We start from the raw sequence: 17,880 nt of genomic DNA on the forward strand, positions 1-17,880 counted from the left end.
AAATTAATCTAAAATCTAAAATTTAGCATTTAAAATTCCTTATGCGTTTTCCGCTAACATTTTCTCTCCAGCTTCAATCGCTTCTTCGATGGTTCCTTTCAAGTTGAAAGCAGCTTCTGGCAAGTGATCCAATTCACCATCGATGATCATGTTGAACCCTTTGATGGTATCTTTGATATCAACCAAAGCACCTTTCAAACCTGTAAATTGTTCTGCAACGTGGAATGGCTGAGAAAGGAAACGCTGTACTTTTCTTGCGCGGTAAACTGAAAGTTTATCATCTTCTGAAAGTTCTTCCATACCAAGAATCGCGATGATATCCTGTAATGCCTTGTATTTCTGTAAGATTTCTTTTACTCTCTGTGCACAGTCGTAATGCTCATCTCCTAAAATTTCTGGAGTTAGGATTCTTGAAGTTGAAGCCAATGGATCAACCGCTGGATAAATACCTAATGAAGCAATTTTTCTGTCCAATACTGTAGTTGCATCCAAGTGAGCAAACGTTGTTGCCGGAGCCGGGTCAGTTAAGTCATCCGCAGGTACGTAGATCGCCTGTACTGAAGTAATGGAACCGTTTTTAGTTGAAGTAATTCTTTCCTGCATCGCACCCATTTCAGATGCTAGCGTTGGTTGGTAACCTACCGCCGAAGGCATACGCCCAAGAAGTGCAGATACCTCAGAACCTGCCTGAGTAAAACGGAAAATGTTATCAACGAAGAAAAGAACGTCTCTTCCCTGTCCTTGTCCATCCCCGTCACGGAAATATTCCGCAATTGTAAGACCTGAAAGTGCAACACGTGCTCTTGCTCCAGGTGGCTCGTTCATCTGTCCGAAAACGAAAGTACATTTAGAGTCTTTCATTTCTTCCATATCAACTTTAGACAAATCCCAACCTCCATTTTCCATAGAGTGCATGAACTCATCACCATATTTAATAATGCCTGACTCAAGCATCTCTCTCAAAAGGTCGTTTCCTTCTCTGGTTCTTTCACCTACACCGGCAAAAACCGAAAGACCACCGTGCCCTTTTGCAATATTGTTAATCAATTCCTGGATCAATACTGTTTTACCAACCCCTGCACCACCGAACAAACCAATTTTACCCCCTTTTGCATAAGGCTCTACAAGGTCGATTACTTTAATTCCTGTAAAAAGAACTTCTGCAGAAGTGGAAAGCTGATCGAATTTTGGTGCTTCTCTGTGAATTGGTAAACCGCCGGTTTCTTTAGAAACTTCCTGAATCCCGTCAATAGCATCACCTACAACATTGAAGAGACGTCCGTAAACACCTTCTCCTGTAGGCATTGTGATTTGTCTGCCTTGTGAAACTACCTCCTGGCCTCTTTGAAGTCCGTCGGTTGCATCCATTGCGATACATCTTACAGAATCTTCGCCAATATGCTGTTCTACTTCAAGAATTACCTTGTTACCATCAGTTTTAGTGATTTCCAGTGCGTCATAGATTTTCGGAAGCTCTGCTGCATCTGCGAAAATTACGTCGATTACCGGACCGATAATTTGAGAAATTTTTCCTTTAATTTGGTTTGCCATTGCTAATTTTTTCTTGAGTGCAAATATAATGAAAGTTCCCAAATCTGCAATTGCTTTAAAAGAAGATTTTTATCATATTTGCACCATCAAAAATTCTTCTTTTGAAAATCATCAAAAATCTTCATGATTATTCCCAGAAAACTCCCTTGGCACTTTCCATCGGAATGTTTGATGGGGTTCACCGCGGGCATCAAACCATCATCAAAAACCTGAATACCGCTGCCCAAAACAAAGGTCTGGAATCGGCAATTCTTACCTTTTGGCCTCATCCGAGAACGGTGTTCAGCCCGACTGATGATTTAAAACTGCTGAATACGATTGAAGAAAAAACTTACCTACTCGAAAAAAACAACGTACAGCATCTTTTTCTGAAAGAATTTGATGAAGCGTTCCGGAATTTGACAGGCGAAGAATTTGTGAAACAGATCCTTGTTGAAAAACTGAACGTGAAGCATTTGATTATCGGTTACGACCACACGTTCGGGAAAAACAGAAGTGGCGATTTTAATCTTCTTCAGAAAATGTCTTCTGAATTAGGTTTTGATGTAGTGCAGGTTGAAGCTGTAGATTTTCAGGACCGACATATCAGCTCAACGCAGATTAGAAATGCGCTGATGAATGCTGATATTACTGCAGCGAATGAAATGCTGGGGTATCTTTATTCTGTTTCTGGAGAAGTAGTTCATGGGAAAAAACTGGGCAGGACAATTGGTTATCCTACAGCGAATATCTCGGTGAATCCGATGAAGTTTTTACCTAAAAAAGGAGCTTATATCGTTGATGTTTTTGTGCAAAACAAACAGTTCAGAGGAATGCTGAGCATCGGAACCAATCCAACGGTAGATGGAAGGTCGCTTTCGACAGAGGTTTATATTTTGGATTTTAATGCAGATATTTATGGTGAAACCATTTCGGTAAACTTTCGGCAATTTCTACATGATGAAATAAAATTCGATGGCTTGCAACAGCTTATTGAGAAGCTTGATGAGGATAAAAAGCTCACAGAAAATTTCGAATTTTAACTGTTTTCTACTTCTACTTTCATTTTTTTCGTTAGGGATTCAAAAATCAATTCGTACGAAGAATCGATTAATTTCATAATCAGCTCACGTTTCAAACCTTCACACATCACCGAATTCCAGTGCGTTTTGTTCATGTGATAAGCTCCGGTAATCTGAGGATATCTTTCGCGGAGTTCTGCGCTCCACTCCGGATCGGTTTTTACAGCAATACTAAGAGGTTGTTTTTCTAAAGACATCAGTAAAAACATCTTCCCTCCCACTTTCATCACCAAAGTTTCTTTATCAAAGGGAAAAGTTTCTTCGACTCCTTTTTTGGCAAGACAGTAATCCAGAATTTCGTTGGCATCCATATTTTTGAGTAAGAATTCAATCAAATTTAGTAATTTTAAGAATGCAAAATAGTACTCATTTATAATTAGCTATCACTTATAATAAAAATATGAAAGCACTTGTTATCGGCGCAACCGGCGCAACGGGGAAAGATTTGGTGAGCCAATTACTTACAGATAAAGGTTACGATGAAGTAAATGTCTTCGTGCGGCGACCTTTAGCTGTTGAAAATCCTAAACTTAAAACGCATATCGTAAACTTCGATAAACCTGAGGAATGGAAAGATTTAGTAAAAGGAGATGTCGCCTTTTCTTGCCTTGGAACAACACTGAAAACCGCAGGAAGCAAAGAAGCCCAGCGAAAAGTAGATTACGATTATCAGTACCATTTTGCAAAAGCCGCGAAAGAAAACGAAGTGGAAGATTATATTCTGGTTTCATCCTATGGAGCAAACCCAAAATCTAAAATTTTCTATTCGCGCATGAAGGGTGAGCTTGAGCAAAGTATTAAAGATTTACATTTTAATAAGTTAACGATTTTCCAGCCTGGAATGCTCGAAAGAAAAGATTCAGAAAGAACCGGGGAAGTTCTGGGTGGAAAGATTATAAAATTTGCCAATAAATTCGGTGTTCTGACCCAACAGAAACCTTTACCGACAGAGGTTCTGGCGAAGGCAATGATTAATTCCTCCAAGATAAAGTCTTACGGTTATTCGAAAATCAAGCTTGGAAGTATTTTCAGTTTTGCAGAGAAAAACCATAGTTAATATTAAAACAAAAAGCCCTGAAAATTCAGGGCTTTTATATTTTTACAGGAAGCATTATACTTTCATAATTTCCGCTTCTTTAACTTTTAAATGTTCGTCGCACATTTTTACATATTTATCAGTCACCAACTGAATTTTTTCTTCAGCATCTTTAATAAGATCTTCTGATACGCCATCAAGCTTTTTAAGTTCTTTCATCCCATCCTGTCTTGCATTACGAATAGTAATCTTGGTTGATTCTGTCTCCGCTTTCGCCAATTTTGCAAGTTCCCGTCTTCTTTCTTCTGTTAAAGGAGGCACATTCAGGATGATATTTTCACCATTATTCATGGGTGCAAAACCAAGATTTGAGTTGATAATGGCTTTTTCAATAGCTCCAATAGCTGTTCTGTCCCAAGGTTGAATGGAAATCGTCATCGCATCGGGCACCATTACATTGGCAACCTGATTAATGGGAGTTGGTGCGCCGTAATACTCCACCATCACATCCTGCACCATTGTTGTGGATGCACGGCCTGCTCTGATTTTTTGAAAAGCATGGTCAAGATGTTTCATCGCCGCATCCATTTCCTGCTTCACCATATCAATAATCATATCTAAATCTTCCATAACGTGTTTGTTTTCAGTTTTTTATTCCAATGTTTCCCTTCATTAATCTGGAAATCGGTCTGGATTATTTTTAAAATTTTGATTTATATATTTACAAGTGTTCCGATATTTTCACCTTCCACAATTTTCAATAGATTTCCTTCTTTGTTCATGTCGAAAACAATAATCGGTAATTTATTTTCGTGGCTTAAGGTAAAGGCAGTCATATCCATTACTTTCAAGTCTTTTTCGAAAACTTCATCAAATGTTAATGAATTAAATTTCACGGCGTTATCATTTTTTTCTGGATCTGAATCGTAAATTCCATCGACTCTTGTTCCCTTCAGAATTACATCAGCACCAATTTCAATGGCTCTGAGCGTTGCCGCAGTATCTGTGGTAAAATATGGATTTCCGGTTCCTGCACCGAAAATAACGACTCTACCCTTTTCAAGGTGTCTCGTTGCTTTTCTCTTGATGAAGGGTTCTGCAACCTTATCCATTTCAATCGCAGATTGAAGACGGGTGTAAATCCCGGCATCCTCCAGTGCTCCCTGCAATGCCATCCCATTAATCACGGTGGCCAGCATCCCCATGTAATCTCCCTGAACTCTGTCCATTCCTTTAGCAGCTCCTGCCAAACCACGAAAAATATTTCCTCCACCAATAACAATGGCAACTTCGCAGCCTTTATCAACTACTTTTTTTATTTCAGCAGCATATTCTTTAAGCCGGTCATTGTCAATTCCGTACTGTCGGTTTCCCATCAAAGCTTCACCACTAAGTTTCAGAAGAATTCGTTTGTATTTCATTTTTTCTATTTTATCTCTTTTTTGCTCTGCAAATATAAGGAAACGCAAATAATCTCGTTAATAGAATTATATTTACAGGAAATATTTTTGATAAATTTTTAAAAAAATTATTTTTGCAAACATAAATACGAATTTGAAAAAAATTATCTCCGTTTCGGTTCTTCTTTTTACCACCATTTTGTTAGCTCAGGAAGGAACAAATGTGTACCCGTTTCTCAACATTCCGGTGTCTGCAAGACAGGCCGCTTTGGGAGGCGATGCTGTTTCGGTCCGGGATTACGACGTAAGTTTCGCAGCCGTGAATCCCGGTTTAATGAATCTTGAACAGGATGAAATGATTTCGCTGAACTATGCTTCGTATCTCTCCGATTCTAAATACGGAACCATCAGTTATGTAAAAGATTTGGAAGAAGGTCATTTAGTAAGTCTCAATGCACGATACATGGACTACGGCAAAATGCCGAGAACCGACGAAAGCGCTGTAATTGATGGTGAATTCGGAGCGATGGATGCTTCAATCGGATTAGGCTACGCCTACCAGTTCGATGAGGACTGGACGATTGCCGGAAGTGCCAGCTTTGTATCTTCCAGAATCGACAATTACACTTCCATCGCTGTGGTAGGAAATGCTGGAGTAACATATCATAACAGACAGAGTAACGAAACGCTTGCACTCGTCTTCAGGAATTTCGGGTACCAATTCAAAACTTACAATGGGTTGCGTGAAAATGTAACATTCCGCGTAGATTTGGGTTATACCAAAATTTTAGATGAATTTCCAGTCGCGCTTACAATTACCGCCCACGATTTACAGAAACTGAATATTTCGCAGGATTATAACAACAATGGTCAGGAAATTAGCTGGAGCAGAAAAATCACCGATCACCTTTCTTTTGGTGCAGAATTGTTTCCGCAACAGGCTTTCAACATCCGTTTTGGGTATAATGTAAAACGCGGAAATGAACTTGCGGTGCTCGACCAGCGAAGCTTTTCAGGTCTTTCTGCAGGTTTCGGGATTAAAATTTCGTCCTTCCGGTTTGATTATGCCCATGTGCGTTATCACAACTCATCTAATGTAAACCTCTTCGGTCTTACTTTAGATTTAATTGAAGTTGGCGGAAACCGACGATAATTTCCATTTAAAACTTTCTGTTCTTCACATCATCGGTTTCGCAAATTCAAAAAAAATGATGAAATTTGCGGCATGAGAAAACCTGTTATTGCCATCGACGGCTATTCGTCCACCGGAAAAAGTTCAATATCAAAAGTTATTGCAGAGCGGTTGGGGCTTGTTCATATGGACACAGGAGCACTGTATAGGGGAATTACTTATTTCGCTCTTCAAAACTGTCTTAATGAATCCGGTGAAATCGATTTGCCGTTGCTTTTCTCTAAATTAAATGAAGTGCATCTTGAGTTTTCGGAACTTGAGAATGAACTTGTTCTGCTTCTCAACGGTAAAGACGTTTCCAAAGAAATCAGGTCAAATGAAGTTTCATCACAGGTAAGTTTAATTGCCTGCCAAAAGGAAGTTCGCGATTTTTTAATGGAAACCCAGCGCTCCATCGCAGCCAAAGGCGGTGTGATAATGGATGGCCGCGACATCGGCACCGTTGTTCTGCCCAATGCCGATTATAAATTTTTTCTCACCGCCAGTATTGAAGAACGGACAAAACGTCGTTTTCTGGAACTGCAGGGCTTGGGCATGCCCAGTGAGGAGCATGAAGTAAGACATAATTTAATCACCCGTGACAAAATCGACAGTGAGAGAAGCGTAGCCCCTTTGAAACAAGCCGACGACGCAATCCTCATTGACAATTCAGATTTAACAAAACTAGAGACCATCGACCTTATTCTTTCCTTCATTAAAGACTTTTAACATAATTTTAAGAATGCGGTTTGTTTAATTGGTATATAAATTGTAACTTTATGTGAGATGAAAAAAAGCATCAAACATTAATTATTAACTATTAAAAATTATCTAAAATGTCTAAAAAAGGAAATAATGCAGCAGGAGTTTTGGCAGGTCTACTTGCAGGTGCTGCGGCAGGTTTAGTTCTGGGAATGCTTTACGCTCCGGAAGAAGGTACTGAAACGAGAAAAAAAATTAAGAATAAAGCAAACGAACTGAAAGATCAGGCAGTTGATCAGTACGGTAGAGTTTCTGAAAAAGCGAAAGAGCAGTTTCAGGATGTTTCCGGCAAGGTAAGAGACCAGTATGGAAATATCTCTACTCAGGTAAAAGAAACTGCCGACAAAGTAGTATCTTCAGTAAAAGAAGGTTACGATAAATACAAAGACCAGGCAATTGCAAAAACAACTGAAGTGGTAAAAGATGTAGAAAATGAATTAGACGGACTTAAATCTTAATTGAACTTCCGTTTTATTCCATTAAAATAAAAAGGAACTTTACTTCTAAGTTCCTTTTTTTGTAACTTTAAACAATAATATTATGCTAGACCTTGTAAAAGAATATGCTGCAAAGCGACTGGATCTTCTTAAAATGGAAGCTACAGAAAAATCTTCGGTTACCGCAGGAACTTTTACTTTTTTGGCAATTGCTGCAGTGGCGGTCATGTTCTTCTTAATATTGCTCAATATCGGGTTAGGTTTGCTCATCGGTTCTTACTTAGGCAATTACGCTTATGGTTTGCTTATTATGGCAGGATTTTATCTTCTTATCATTATTATTGTATTCCTTACAAGAAATTCGATTAAAAATGCAGTAGCCAACAAAATTATTCAATCACTAAACAGTTAAATAATGGGAACCAAATACAGCAGCCTGGAAGAACTCCGTCGAAAAAAAGAATTACTTAAAAAAGAAGTTACCGAGATCGAAGAATTAATTACATTCGATAATACAAAGGAAAGCTTAAGCGCCTTCACCAACGGTTTTACTGATAAATACCTAAAAGAGGAAATTAAACCAGATGGTGCCACCAGCATTTCTTTAAATACCAACGAGATTGTAAAAGAATTTTCCAACAGCGTTAAAGATACGGTACTCAGCAGAAACGCCGTTTACGGCTTTGCCAAAAGCGATACCGGTATGAATCTGGTAGAAAATGCCCTGAAAATCGGTGCTGTAACTTTTGTCGGGAATTATGCCAGAAAAAGTCTTTACAACACCAGCTGGAAGAAAAAAGCCATTGGTCTTGCACTGATTTATCTCGCACCCATTGCATTGAAATACGTGCGCGAAAAACTTGAGCAGTATCAGAGAAACAGAACAACCTCAAGCCTGGAGCAGTTGATTTAATAAAAGCCCCAATGCTTTTATTTTTCCGAAAAAATTTGTCCCAGAATAATGCCCGCTGCCATCGAAACGTTCAGGCTTTCAGTAGCACGGGATTTACCAAAACGGGGAATTGTAATTTTATCGGTTAAAAGTTCTTCGGTTTTCGCACGTATTCCATTTCCTTCATTTCCCAAAACCAAACTGAATTTTTCTGGAAATGAATATTGATAAAGGTTTTTTCCGTCCATATCGGCTCCGATGATGGCTGATGAAGAATTCTGAAGATAGGCGTGAATATCTTCATAAACAAGATTGACGCGCAGAAACGAACCCATGCTTGCCTGAATGACTTTGGGATTATAAAAATCTACGGTGTCTTCGCTGCATATAATCTGTTCAATCCCGAACCAATCGGCCAGTCTGATGATCGTTCCCAGATTACCGGGATCCTGAATACCGTCGAGAATGAGTTGTATTGAGAAATGCGGTAAAGTTTTTGCTTCTCTAAGTTCGCAGACCGCTACCGAATCTTTCGGGTTTTGCAGAAAGCTTATTTTTTTTAATTCGGTTGGGGAAACAGCAGTAATATGTACATTTTCAACTGAAAATTCATCTGGATTTACCGTGTAAATTTCGCTGATTTTATAATGTGACGAGGGTATTTCTTTAATCGTTTTATTGCCTTCAACCAAAAACAAATTGTATTTTTGTCTGAACTTCTTTTTGTCTAAAGACTGTAAAATTTTTATTTTATGAGCCGTAAGCATTTATCAAAATATTTTCAAAAGTATTACATATTTTTCGCATCTGCAATTACTGTATTTTTTCTGTACGCCTGCAGCACTACAAAAAAAGTTCCCGAGGGCGAATATCTGTTGACAAAAAACAATTACCGTTACGAGGACGGAAAGATTTTAGATGATGAAGTTCCTAATTATGTAAGCCAGAAACCCAATAAAAAACAGCTTTTTCTTTTCCCTATCGGGCTTTGGATGTATAATGCAACCAACCCGAAATACGATTCGATTCTGAATGAATACATGACATATCCCTCCGAAATGAGAAACCAGAAACTTCGCGATTCTCTTTTCATTAAATACGAACATCCGGAATATGTGGGAAAAAGTTTGTTTTATGAGCGGTTTATGCACAATATAGGTCAACCTCCCGTAATTTTGGATCAGGGAAAAACTGAAACAAGCGCCAACTCCATCCGAAAATTTTTCGTGTACAAAGGTTATTGGGATGCCGATGTAAAATTCAGTCATGAGCTGGATTCTGCAGCAAAAAAAGCGCAGGCAAATTATCTGATTACTCATAAGGATCCTACCTACATCAGCGATTACTACTATAATATTCCCGATCCTAACATCAGAAATATTTATGAAGAGGACTTAACGAAAAGTCTTGTAAAAGGCAAACAAATCCTGGATCAGAGCACGTTGGAAAAGGAGGTGAAAAGGATCAATGACCTGATGAAAGACCGTGGATATTACAAATTCAATAATTCCAACGAAGAAATTTATTTTACAGCAGATACGCTTCAAAGCAGGAAAAACGTACCGCTTACCATGGATATCCACAAAGATTCGATGGATTCTCGCTACAAAATAACCACGATAGGTGATATTAAAGTTCACCTGCTCGAAAAACTTTCAGATTCTACTGAAACTGTTAAGGATTCCCTTTTAGGCATAAACTTTTATAAATTGGATGATCAGTTCAAAACAATGGCACTGTGGAGACCGATTATTTTAAAGAAAGGCGACGTTTATCAGCAGCGCAATCTGGATCTCACGAAACGGAATATCTCTTCTATGAACAATTTCAGCATCATTAAATATGATGAAATTTTACGTAAAGGGAATGACAGTATTCTGGATGTAAGTTATTATCTCGCTCCGCTTCCGAAATACGATTTAAAAATTGCTACAGACATTAATTACTCGCAGATTCTCAACTTCGGGGTTTCTCCGTCGGTTGATTTAACGACCAGAAATGTCTTCGGCGGTGCTGAAAACTTAACCACAAGTGTTTCTGGTATTTTCGGCTCTATTGTAAATTCCAAAAATCCGGACAAGCGGAGTTTGGCCTACGAAATATCCGCACAGGCATCTTTAAATTTTCCAAGGCTGCTATTGCCATTTAAAACTTGGCGGCTGATTCCTAAACGGTACTCTCCTACTTCTTCGATTGTGTTGGGAACTTCTGTTCAGGATAATATTGGTCTTGGTAGAATTGGTTTTAATGCAGGTTTAAATTATTTCGCGAATGTAAATGATATTGTTTCCCACCGGCTTTCTTTATTCAATACCCAGTTGAGTATTACACGCAACAAAGACCGTTATTATGATTTCTTTCCTGCAGATGCGGTGGTAAGAGAAAATATATTCCAGAATTATTCGCCTGCGCTTTATCAGGATTTTGTAAACGGACAAATCTCTTCCGATGATTTTTCTACCATAATCCTGAACGACACCAATTATCAAAATTCTTTAACGGGCGATGATCTGTCACTTTACAATACATTCAGACAATCACTTATCAACAAAGACCGCCAAACTCAGGACGTGCTGATTTCATCAATGATTTACAATGTAATTTACAATGAAATTGGTAAAAAAGACCGGCCAAATCCTTTCTATCTGAACGCCAAAGTAGAACTTGCCGGTAATGCTTTCGCACTGTTCAAAAGTAATCCAAGAGAAGTCGGTGTGATTTCAGGTGAAACCAAAAAGATTTTCGATATTCCGTATTCTCAGTTTGTGAAATTTGATGTTGATGTCCGCAAATATTTCACCTTTTTCAATAACAAACATACGCTGGCCTTACGACAGTTTATCGGGGTCGGAATTCCGTACGGAAATTCTTCTACCATGCCTTTTGTGAGATCTTATTTCAATGGCGGTTCCAACGACATTCGGGCCTGGAGGGTTTTTGGAGGTTTAGGTCCTGCAGATTCGCAGCTCGACGAAAAAATCCGTTCATACATCATGGACAATGTGAAACTTACCACCAATATTGAATACAGAATGCCTTTTACCCCAATGTTTGAAGGCGCTGCTTTCATTGACGCTGGGAATATTTGGAGTTTAAAAGACAGCGGTTTTGGCGACGAATTTAAATTCAACAAATTCCTGTCACAAATGGGCGTTGGAACGGGTGTAGGTTTAAGGGTGAATGTCGCCTACATTACTTTAAGACTCGATGCGGCATATAAAGTTTATGATCCCAACCAACCTGTTGGCGACCGCTGGGTTCTTGGCAACACCTGGAAACCGGTGCTCAACTTTGCTTTTGGATATCCATTTTAATGATAATTTTTATATTTTGCATATTTTTTATTAATTTAACAAAATAATTCATATTTATTTACGTTAGATAAGAAAAACTATGAAATTAACATTAAACTTGCTACTTAGCATTATTCTTTTAGCAGCGGTATCGTGCAGAACAGACGAATTGCCAACGCCAAATCTTACCGAAGATCCTTTTTTTAACCTTAATGTTGGTAATAAATGGGTTTATAAAACGTACAGAAATCCTGATTTCACAAATCCACAAAGTTCCTCCACATTCACAGGAAGAATTGATTCTGTAAGTATTGTCGGCAAAGAAAACATTCAGGGATTCACAATGGCAAAAGAGCGGACTAAGACCCATTTCCCGAATTCAAATTTAAATGGCAATGTGAGTTACAGATATTTGAGGGTAAATACAAAAGGTCACTTGGTCTCCTATCCTGCGTCGGGTAATATCGACATTTCTGAAACAGGTGGACATGTGCTCCATCCAGGCATGGATATTAATTACATATATAATAATCCCATTTTTGACCTTGGTCCCGGCTCTCCGATTATCGGAAATGTGCTTTACCAGTTGCAAAACGAATCCAATATCATTGTAGAAGGAACATCTTATACTGTTTTTCCTTATAAAGGGGTTTTTACCCCTATCAGCACTACAACTGGTCTGTTGCCTAAAACGCAGGACATTTCGTACAAAAAAGGCTTAGGTTTAGTTAAAGAAATATGTCATGCCGTATATGGAAATGATTATCTTGAAACCAGACTCGTTTCTTCAAAAATTATTTATTAGGAAAAAATTCAAAATCATTGATATTCATAAAATTGCCAGAATTAGTTTTGGCAATTTTTATTTATATTTGATATCAACCAATATCAAATTATGAATTTCTCCACAAGGTCATTTTGCATTGCGCTGCTCGGCGCTAGTATGCTGATTTTTTCGCAGGAAAGAAATCTCAGAAATATCCAGAAACTTACTTTCGGAGGCGATAATGCTGAAGCTTATTTTTCACCCGACGGAAAAAAACTTACGCTGCAGGTTACCAATCCCACGATTGGTGCACACTGTGATCAGATTTATCTTTTAGATTTAAATCAGAAGAATATTTCAACGAAAGATTTAAACCTTATATCTACAGGAACCGGCAGAACAACATGTTCTTTTTTCATGCCCGATGGAAAACATGTCATATATGCTTCCACTCATGAAGCCAACAAAAAATGTCCGGCAAAACCAAAACCGCGCACAGACGGCAAATATCTTTGGCCGATTTATGAAGAATTCGACATTTATGAAGCTGATTTAAACGGTAAAATCACGAGAAAATTTACCGATTCTCCGGGTTATGATGCGGAAGCGGTGGTTTCGCCAGACGGCAAATACATCGTTTTCACGTCAACCAGAAGCGGCGATCTCGAATTATGGCGGATGGATATTGACGGAAAAAACTTGAAACAATTGACTTTTGGATTGGGTTATGATGGAGGTGCTTTTTTCTCACATGATTCCAAAAAACTGGTATTCCGTTCATCCAGACCTAGTACCGCGGCGGAAATTAAGGAGTATAAAGACCTTTTGGCAGAAAACCTTGTAGCACCCACCAACATGGAGATTTATACCATGAATATCGACGGTAGCGGCCTCAAACAGATTACAAATCTCGGTAAAGCAAACTGGTCGCCGTATTTTCATCCCTCGGATAAGAAAATTTTATTTTCATCGAACCACCATTCCACGAGAGGTTACGATTTCCAGATTTATTCCATTGATTTAGACGGAAGTAATCTTACCCAAATCACCTATGAAAGTGAGTTCAATGCATTTCCGATGTTTTCGCACGACGGAAAAAAATTGGTATTCTCGAGTAACCGCCAGGCCGGAAAAGCCCATGAAACCAATGTTTTTATCGCCGATTGGGTAGAAACAGACCATCATGAAAATGTTTCTGAACAAAACCTTAAGAAAACAGTTTCCTATCTTGCATCTGATGAGTTAAAAGGCCGATTGACAGGAAGTGAAGGCGAGAAAAAAGCTTCAGAATTTATTTCCAAAGAATTTAAATCCCTGAAATTAAAGCCCCGCAACGGAAAAAGTTATTTTCAAGACTTCACTTACGACCTGAAACTTAATCCGCACGAGGAAAGTTCCGCCGTTCAAATTAACAGCCGTAATGTCATCGGATATCTGGACAACAAAGCATCTAAAACCATCATCATCGGCGCGCACTATGATCATTTGGGCCTTAATGAACACCACAACTCTACCCTAATGAATTCCAACGGGCAAATCCATAACGGGGCAGATGATAACGCTTCCGGAGTTTCTGCCGTACTGGAGTTGGCCAGAATGTTTTCTCAAAATAAAACAAAAGAAAAAGCAAACTATGTTTTCGCACTTTTCTCAGGTGAAGAAGATGGATTAATGGGATCAAAAAAAATCGCTGAAGAGGTAAAAGACCACTATCCGAACGTTATTTCCATGATTAATCTCGATATGATCGGTCGTCTGAACAAAGACAAAGATTTGACGGTTGGCGGTGTAGGAACTTCGCCTGTTTTTGGGGAGATGATTAAAAAATATAAACCAGCAGGATTTAATCTGGCGATTGACAGCGCTGGTGTGGGTCCGTCGGATCATACGAGTTTCTACCTGAAAGACATTCCTGTTTTATTTCTCTTTACGGGAACCCACAGCGATTACCACAAACCGACAGATGACACAGAAAGGGTTAATTTCACAGGATTGCGCAACATTACCCATTACGTTTTCAATTTAGCCAACGGATTGGCCGAGGTTGAAAACATTCCTTTTACTAAAACCAAAATCTCTCAGAGTAAAGCCATCCCGAAATATAAAGTAACGCTGGGAATAATGCCAAGCTATGCCGATTCCAAAGACGGCCTGCAGATTGACGGTGTCACCGAAAAACGCCCAGCGGATCTGGCAGGAATCAGATCCGGGGACGTTCTCATTCGTATCGGAAAATGCGATGTGAAAGAAGTGTACAGTTATATGGATTGCCTTTCGAAAGTAAATTCAGGCGACGAACTTCCGGTAACTGTCCTAAGAGATGGAAAAGAAATGACGGTGAATGTGAAGTTTTAAAATAAGTTAAATAAAAAAGGCGCTTTTCGGAGCGCCTTTATTATTGATTTTCAATGTTTATTCTTCATCAAAAAGGTTTCCAATAGTGCCTTCATCCGGAAAATCAGCGTCTTTTACATCTTCATCAATGAATGAAATGTGACCTTCGGTACTTTCAACCACATCAAAACCCGGATTTATCTCTTCCGTAGGTTCTGGAATAGTGACGTTGATGCTTTTTACTTTACTTTTCGTCAATTGATTACCATTCGCCTTGATCCCTTTCACCGCTATAAACTCATCAACAATGATGGTTTCCGGGTCTTTTTCTTTGCCTTTGTCTTTGGCGAAAATAATTTCTGCAGTAGAATTATTGGCCACGATTACCTGCTCAATAAACGATTTCGGGTGTTCTGAAGGCATGAAATTCTGGATATTCGTATTGTTTTCGAGCAGAAATCTCTTGATAAAGTAAATCTGCTTCTCCCCATCAAAGTAAATCGCGGTAATAGGCTGTTCCGGATTCCATTTTTCCAGGATCAGATAATCATCATCGAAACGGTTCATCAGGTCAAATGAAACAAGTTTAGCTTCACCCTGCGCATTGATGGTGAGTATTTTATCGTCGCCTTTGAAACTTCCGAGCAAAGTTCCGCGTGCATCGGCATTCAGCCTTCTCACAGTATCATCGAACCAGATTTTTCTCGGTGCCAGGGTTGAATGACCTTCTTCCTTCATTTCAACTTTTTTAATGGCGTATTTGGTCACCAGATTTCCTTTGGAATCCCGGCCTTTAATTGCCAGCTCCGAGAAATCGATTTCCATTTTATTTTTTCTTATTCTGGCGTTAGGTTTCAATAAAACCGTAACTACTTCGGCTTCGCCATTGGGATTTGCAGAAAAGTACAGCATTTCTGAACCTTTCTTTTCGGAGGCCAGTTTGTAATCTGTATTCCGTGTTACCCCGGTTACCGAAAATCTTTTCATGTAATAAGCGCCATCTCTGCCTTCACGGTAAATCATGTTGTAAACGGTACGCTTGTCATTTTTTTTCCACACGGCAACATGTACGATATTTTTGCCGATAAAGGTTTTTGCTTCCACTTTCACCACTTTCATGGTACCGTCTTTCTGGAAGGTGATGATATCATCAATATCTGAACAGTCGAAAAGATACTGGTCTTTCTTTAAAGATGTTCCAATGAATCCTTCTTCGAAATTGGCATAGAACTTTTCGTTGGCTACTGCAACTTTTGTCGCGTCAATAGTGTCGAAAATTCTCAGTTCTGTCCGTCGCTCCTTGCCTTTTCCGTATTTTTTCTGGATGTTGATGAAATAATCGATGGCATAAGTGATCAGGTTATTCAGATGATGTTTTACCTGTTCTATTTTGCCTTCCAGATTCAGTAAATTCTCGATGGCTTTATCTTGGTCATATCTCGAGATCCGCATAAACGGAAGTTCGGTAAGCTTAATGATATCCTCGGTCGTAACAGCCCGCAAAAGGTTTTTGGTAAAAGGTTTCAGGGCTTTGTCAACCGCTTCATACACTTCTTCTTTTGAAGATTTACCTTTAATTTCCTGGTAAATTTCGTTTTCGATAAATATTTTTTCGAGACTTGCAAAATGCCATTTTTCCTGAAGTTCATTCAGCTCAATCTCCAGTTCTTTTTTAAGGAGAGCAACCGTATGATCAGTATTTCTTCTTAAAATTTCTGAAACGGTTAAAAATTCAGGTTTATCGCCGACAATGACGCACGCATTGGGTGAAATTGGGATTTCGCAATCGGTAAATGCGTATAGTGCATCGATGGTTTTATCCGGCGAAACATCATTGTTGAGGTGAATATTGATTTCAACCGTATCCGAAGTGTTATCCTCAATTTTCTTGATTTTAATCTTCCCTTTCTCGTTGGCTTTGATGATGGAATCGATGAGATCGCCGGTATTTTTACCAAAAGGCAGTTCGGTTATGCAGAGCGTGTTTTTATCTTTCTGAATGATTCTGGCTCTTGCACGTATTTTTCCGCCTCGTTCGCCATCGTTATAATTGGAAACATCGAGCATGCCGCCGGTAAGAAAATCCGGGAAAAGTTCAAATTTCTTTCCTTTCAGATGGGCAATAGAAGCGTTGATCAGTTCATTAAAATTATGAGGCATAATTTTGGTAGAAAGTCCCACCCCAATACCTTCAACACCCGACGCAAGGAGTAACGGAAATTTTACAGGCAGATCAATTGGTTCATTGTTTCTGCCATCATAGGATTTCGCCCATTGCGTGGTTTTCGGGTTGAAAACAACTTCCAGCGCGAACGGGGTAAGCCTTGCTTCAATATATCTTGCTGCAGCGGCAGAATCTCCGGTATAGATATTTCCCCAGTTTCCCTGCGTATCGATCAGTAATTCTTTCTGGCCAATCTGCACCATCGCATCGGTAATCGAGGCATCACCATGCGGGTGATATTTCATGGTATTCCCCACAAGGTTTGCTACTTTATTGTAGCGGCCGTCTTCCAGCTCACGCATGGAGTGCATGATGCGGCGCTGTACAGGTTTGAATCCATCAAAAATTGAAGGAATTGCCCTGTCCAGAATTACGTAGGATGCGTAATCTAGAAACCAGTTTCTGTAAAGACCGGAGACTTTTTTCAGGGATTCTTCGTGGTGATTTTCTTGTTCTTCCATCAACTTATAGCTCTCTCTTATTTTCTTTGTTTTCTTTGATGACTTTGCTTAATGAGAATTTCAGGTCTTTCAGTTCCTTTTTACTCAGGTAAGATACATCGTATTTCAGGGTTATAATTTTATTTTTTTTACTTAAAATATTTATATACAGTTTCCTGAAAATCAATGCATCAATAATTTCATAACTGATGAGTTTGTATTTCGGAAACTCGTCACTTATGGCTTTCTCGTAAAATAATACGTTTCGGTTTTTAAAATTCAAAGCTTCGCCGTCACTGTCGTATTCGAAAATCTGCCGTCCTCTCAGGTAAAATATCAATCCGAAAATGCTTGGAACGATGATGAGCAAGGCAGTAGTGCCTCTTCCAAGAAAGTCAAATTTGAAAAGTTCCATAAAGAATGCACCACAGCCTAATACGAAAATAAGTAAAATCGTGGTGCTTATAAAATTATAGAAACCTGCTTTGTTGCGGTTATTGAGTCTCATCGATG

At 39.0% G+C, this 17,880-nt stretch carries 17 protein-coding genes; 10 read left to right on the forward strand and 7 right to left on the reverse strand.

The window, feature by feature from the left end; all coding sequences use genetic code 11:
• Positions 1–39 precede the first annotated feature (39 nt).
• On the reverse strand, positions 40–1,551 hold the full coding sequence (gene atpD, locus OK344_RS08990; RefSeq protein WP_265144475.1) for a F0F1 ATP synthase subunit beta: 1,512 nt from the start codon (positions 1,549–1,551) through the stop codon (positions 40–42).
• Positions 1,552–1,652: 101 nt separating this feature from the next.
• Between atpD and OK344_RS08995 the strand changes: the two genes are divergently transcribed.
• Entirely contained in the window at positions 1,653–2,573 is a 921-nt protein-coding gene (locus OK344_RS08995) for a bifunctional riboflavin kinase/FAD synthetase (protein ID WP_265144476.1), read from the forward strand.
• Here the strand turns inward: OK344_RS08995 and OK344_RS09000 are convergent.
• Positions 2,570–2,923 (reverse strand): MmcQ/YjbR family DNA-binding protein, encoded by a 354-nt coding sequence (locus OK344_RS09000; RefSeq protein WP_265144518.1) that lies wholly within the window; start codon positions 2,921–2,923, stop codon positions 2,570–2,572. The two genes, OK344_RS08995 and OK344_RS09000, sit on opposite strands and share 4 nt — an antisense overlap.
• Before the next feature lie 89 nt (positions 2,924–3,012).
• Here OK344_RS09000 and OK344_RS09005 point away from each other — a divergent pair, with 89 nt between their 5' ends.
• Entirely contained in the window at positions 3,013–3,669 is a 657-nt protein-coding gene (locus OK344_RS09005; RefSeq protein WP_265144477.1) for an NAD(P)H-binding protein, read from the forward strand.
• Between the two features lie 54 nt (positions 3,670–3,723).
• Here the strand turns inward: OK344_RS09005 and frr are convergent, their stop codons facing one another.
• Both frr and pyrH read right to left on the reverse strand, forming a co-directional pair.
• Positions 3,724–4,278 (reverse strand): ribosome recycling factor, encoded by a 555-nt coding sequence (frr, locus tag OK344_RS09010; RefSeq protein ID WP_265144478.1) that lies wholly within the window; start codon positions 4,276–4,278, stop codon positions 3,724–3,726.
• Positions 4,279–4,361: 83 nt separating this feature from the next.
• Positions 4,362–5,069: a UMP kinase gene (gene pyrH / locus OK344_RS09015; RefSeq protein ID WP_088469129.1), complete on the reverse strand. Its 708-nt coding sequence runs from the start codon at positions 5,067–5,069 to the stop codon at positions 4,362–4,364.
• 133 nt (positions 5,070–5,202) lie between these two features.
• On the opposite strand from pyrH, the gene porQ reads away from it, so the two are divergent.
• From porQ to OK344_RS09040, 5 genes are all read left to right on the forward strand, one after another.
• Complete coding sequence (gene porQ, locus OK344_RS09020) at positions 5,203–6,201, forward strand: type IX secretion system protein PorQ (RefSeq protein ID WP_265144479.1); 999 nt, start codon at positions 5,203–5,205, stop codon at positions 6,199–6,201.
• A 72-nt stretch (positions 6,202–6,273) separates the two neighbouring features.
• Positions 6,274–6,948, forward strand: a complete 675-nt coding sequence (gene cmk, locus OK344_RS09025) for a (d)CMP kinase (RefSeq protein ID WP_265144480.1) — start codon at positions 6,274–6,276, stop codon at positions 6,946–6,948.
• Between the two features lie 107 nt (positions 6,949–7,055).
• Positions 7,056–7,439, forward strand: coding sequence for a YtxH domain-containing protein (locus OK344_RS09030; protein WP_265144481.1), 384 nt, complete (start codon positions 7,056–7,058; stop codon positions 7,437–7,439).
• Between the two features lie 82 nt (positions 7,440–7,521).
• Positions 7,522–7,830, forward strand: coding sequence for a phage holin family protein (locus OK344_RS09035; RefSeq protein ID WP_265144482.1), 309 nt, complete (start codon positions 7,522–7,524; stop codon positions 7,828–7,830).
• 3 nt (positions 7,831–7,833) lie between these two features.
• A complete protein-coding gene (locus OK344_RS09040; RefSeq protein ID WP_265144483.1) occupies positions 7,834–8,331 on the forward strand; it encodes a phosphoribosyl-ATP pyrophosphatase in 498 nt (165 codons plus the stop codon).
• Between the two features lie 17 nt (positions 8,332–8,348).
• Here the strand turns inward: OK344_RS09040 and OK344_RS09045 are convergent, their stop codons facing one another.
• Positions 8,349–9,077 (reverse strand): RNA methyltransferase, encoded by a 729-nt coding sequence (locus OK344_RS09045; RefSeq protein WP_265144484.1) that lies wholly within the window; start codon positions 9,075–9,077, stop codon positions 8,349–8,351.
• Between OK344_RS09045 and tamL the strand changes: the two genes are divergently transcribed.
• From tamL to OK344_RS09060, 3 genes are all read left to right on the forward strand, one after another.
• Positions 9,063–11,624, forward strand: coding sequence for a translocation and assembly module lipoprotein TamL (tamL, locus tag OK344_RS09050; protein ID WP_265144485.1), 2,562 nt, complete (start codon positions 9,063–9,065; stop codon positions 11,622–11,624). The two genes, OK344_RS09045 and tamL, sit on opposite strands and share 15 nt — an antisense overlap.
• Positions 11,625–11,703: 79 nt before the next feature.
• A complete protein-coding gene (locus tag OK344_RS09055; protein ID WP_265144486.1) occupies positions 11,704–12,408 on the forward strand; it encodes a hypothetical protein in 705 nt (234 codons plus the stop codon).
• A gap of 90 nt (positions 12,409–12,498) precedes the next feature.
• Positions 12,499–14,724: a M20/M25/M40 family metallo-hydrolase gene (locus tag OK344_RS09060; protein WP_265144487.1), complete on the forward strand. Its 2,226-nt coding sequence runs from the start codon at positions 12,499–12,501 to the stop codon at positions 14,722–14,724.
• A gap of 57 nt (positions 14,725–14,781) precedes the next feature.
• Here OK344_RS09060 and OK344_RS09065 read toward each other — a convergent pair whose 3' ends face one another.
• Positions 14,782–17,388 (reverse strand): DNA gyrase/topoisomerase IV subunit A, encoded by a 2,607-nt coding sequence (locus OK344_RS09065; RefSeq protein WP_265144488.1) that lies wholly within the window; start codon positions 17,386–17,388, stop codon positions 14,782–14,784.
• A gap of 4 nt (positions 17,389–17,392) precedes the next feature.
• The gene (locus OK344_RS09070; protein ID WP_265144489.1) at positions 17,393–17,875 is read right to left on the reverse strand and encodes a hypothetical protein; all 483 of its coding nucleotides are present in this window, start codon (positions 17,873–17,875) and stop codon (positions 17,393–17,395) included.
• Positions 17,876–17,880 lie beyond the last annotated feature (5 nt).

Origin of the sequence: Kaistella yananensis (assembly GCF_026107505.2) — a bacterium.
Taxonomy (GTDB): Bacteria; Bacteroidota; Bacteroidia; order Flavobacteriales; family Weeksellaceae; genus Kaistella; species Kaistella yananensis.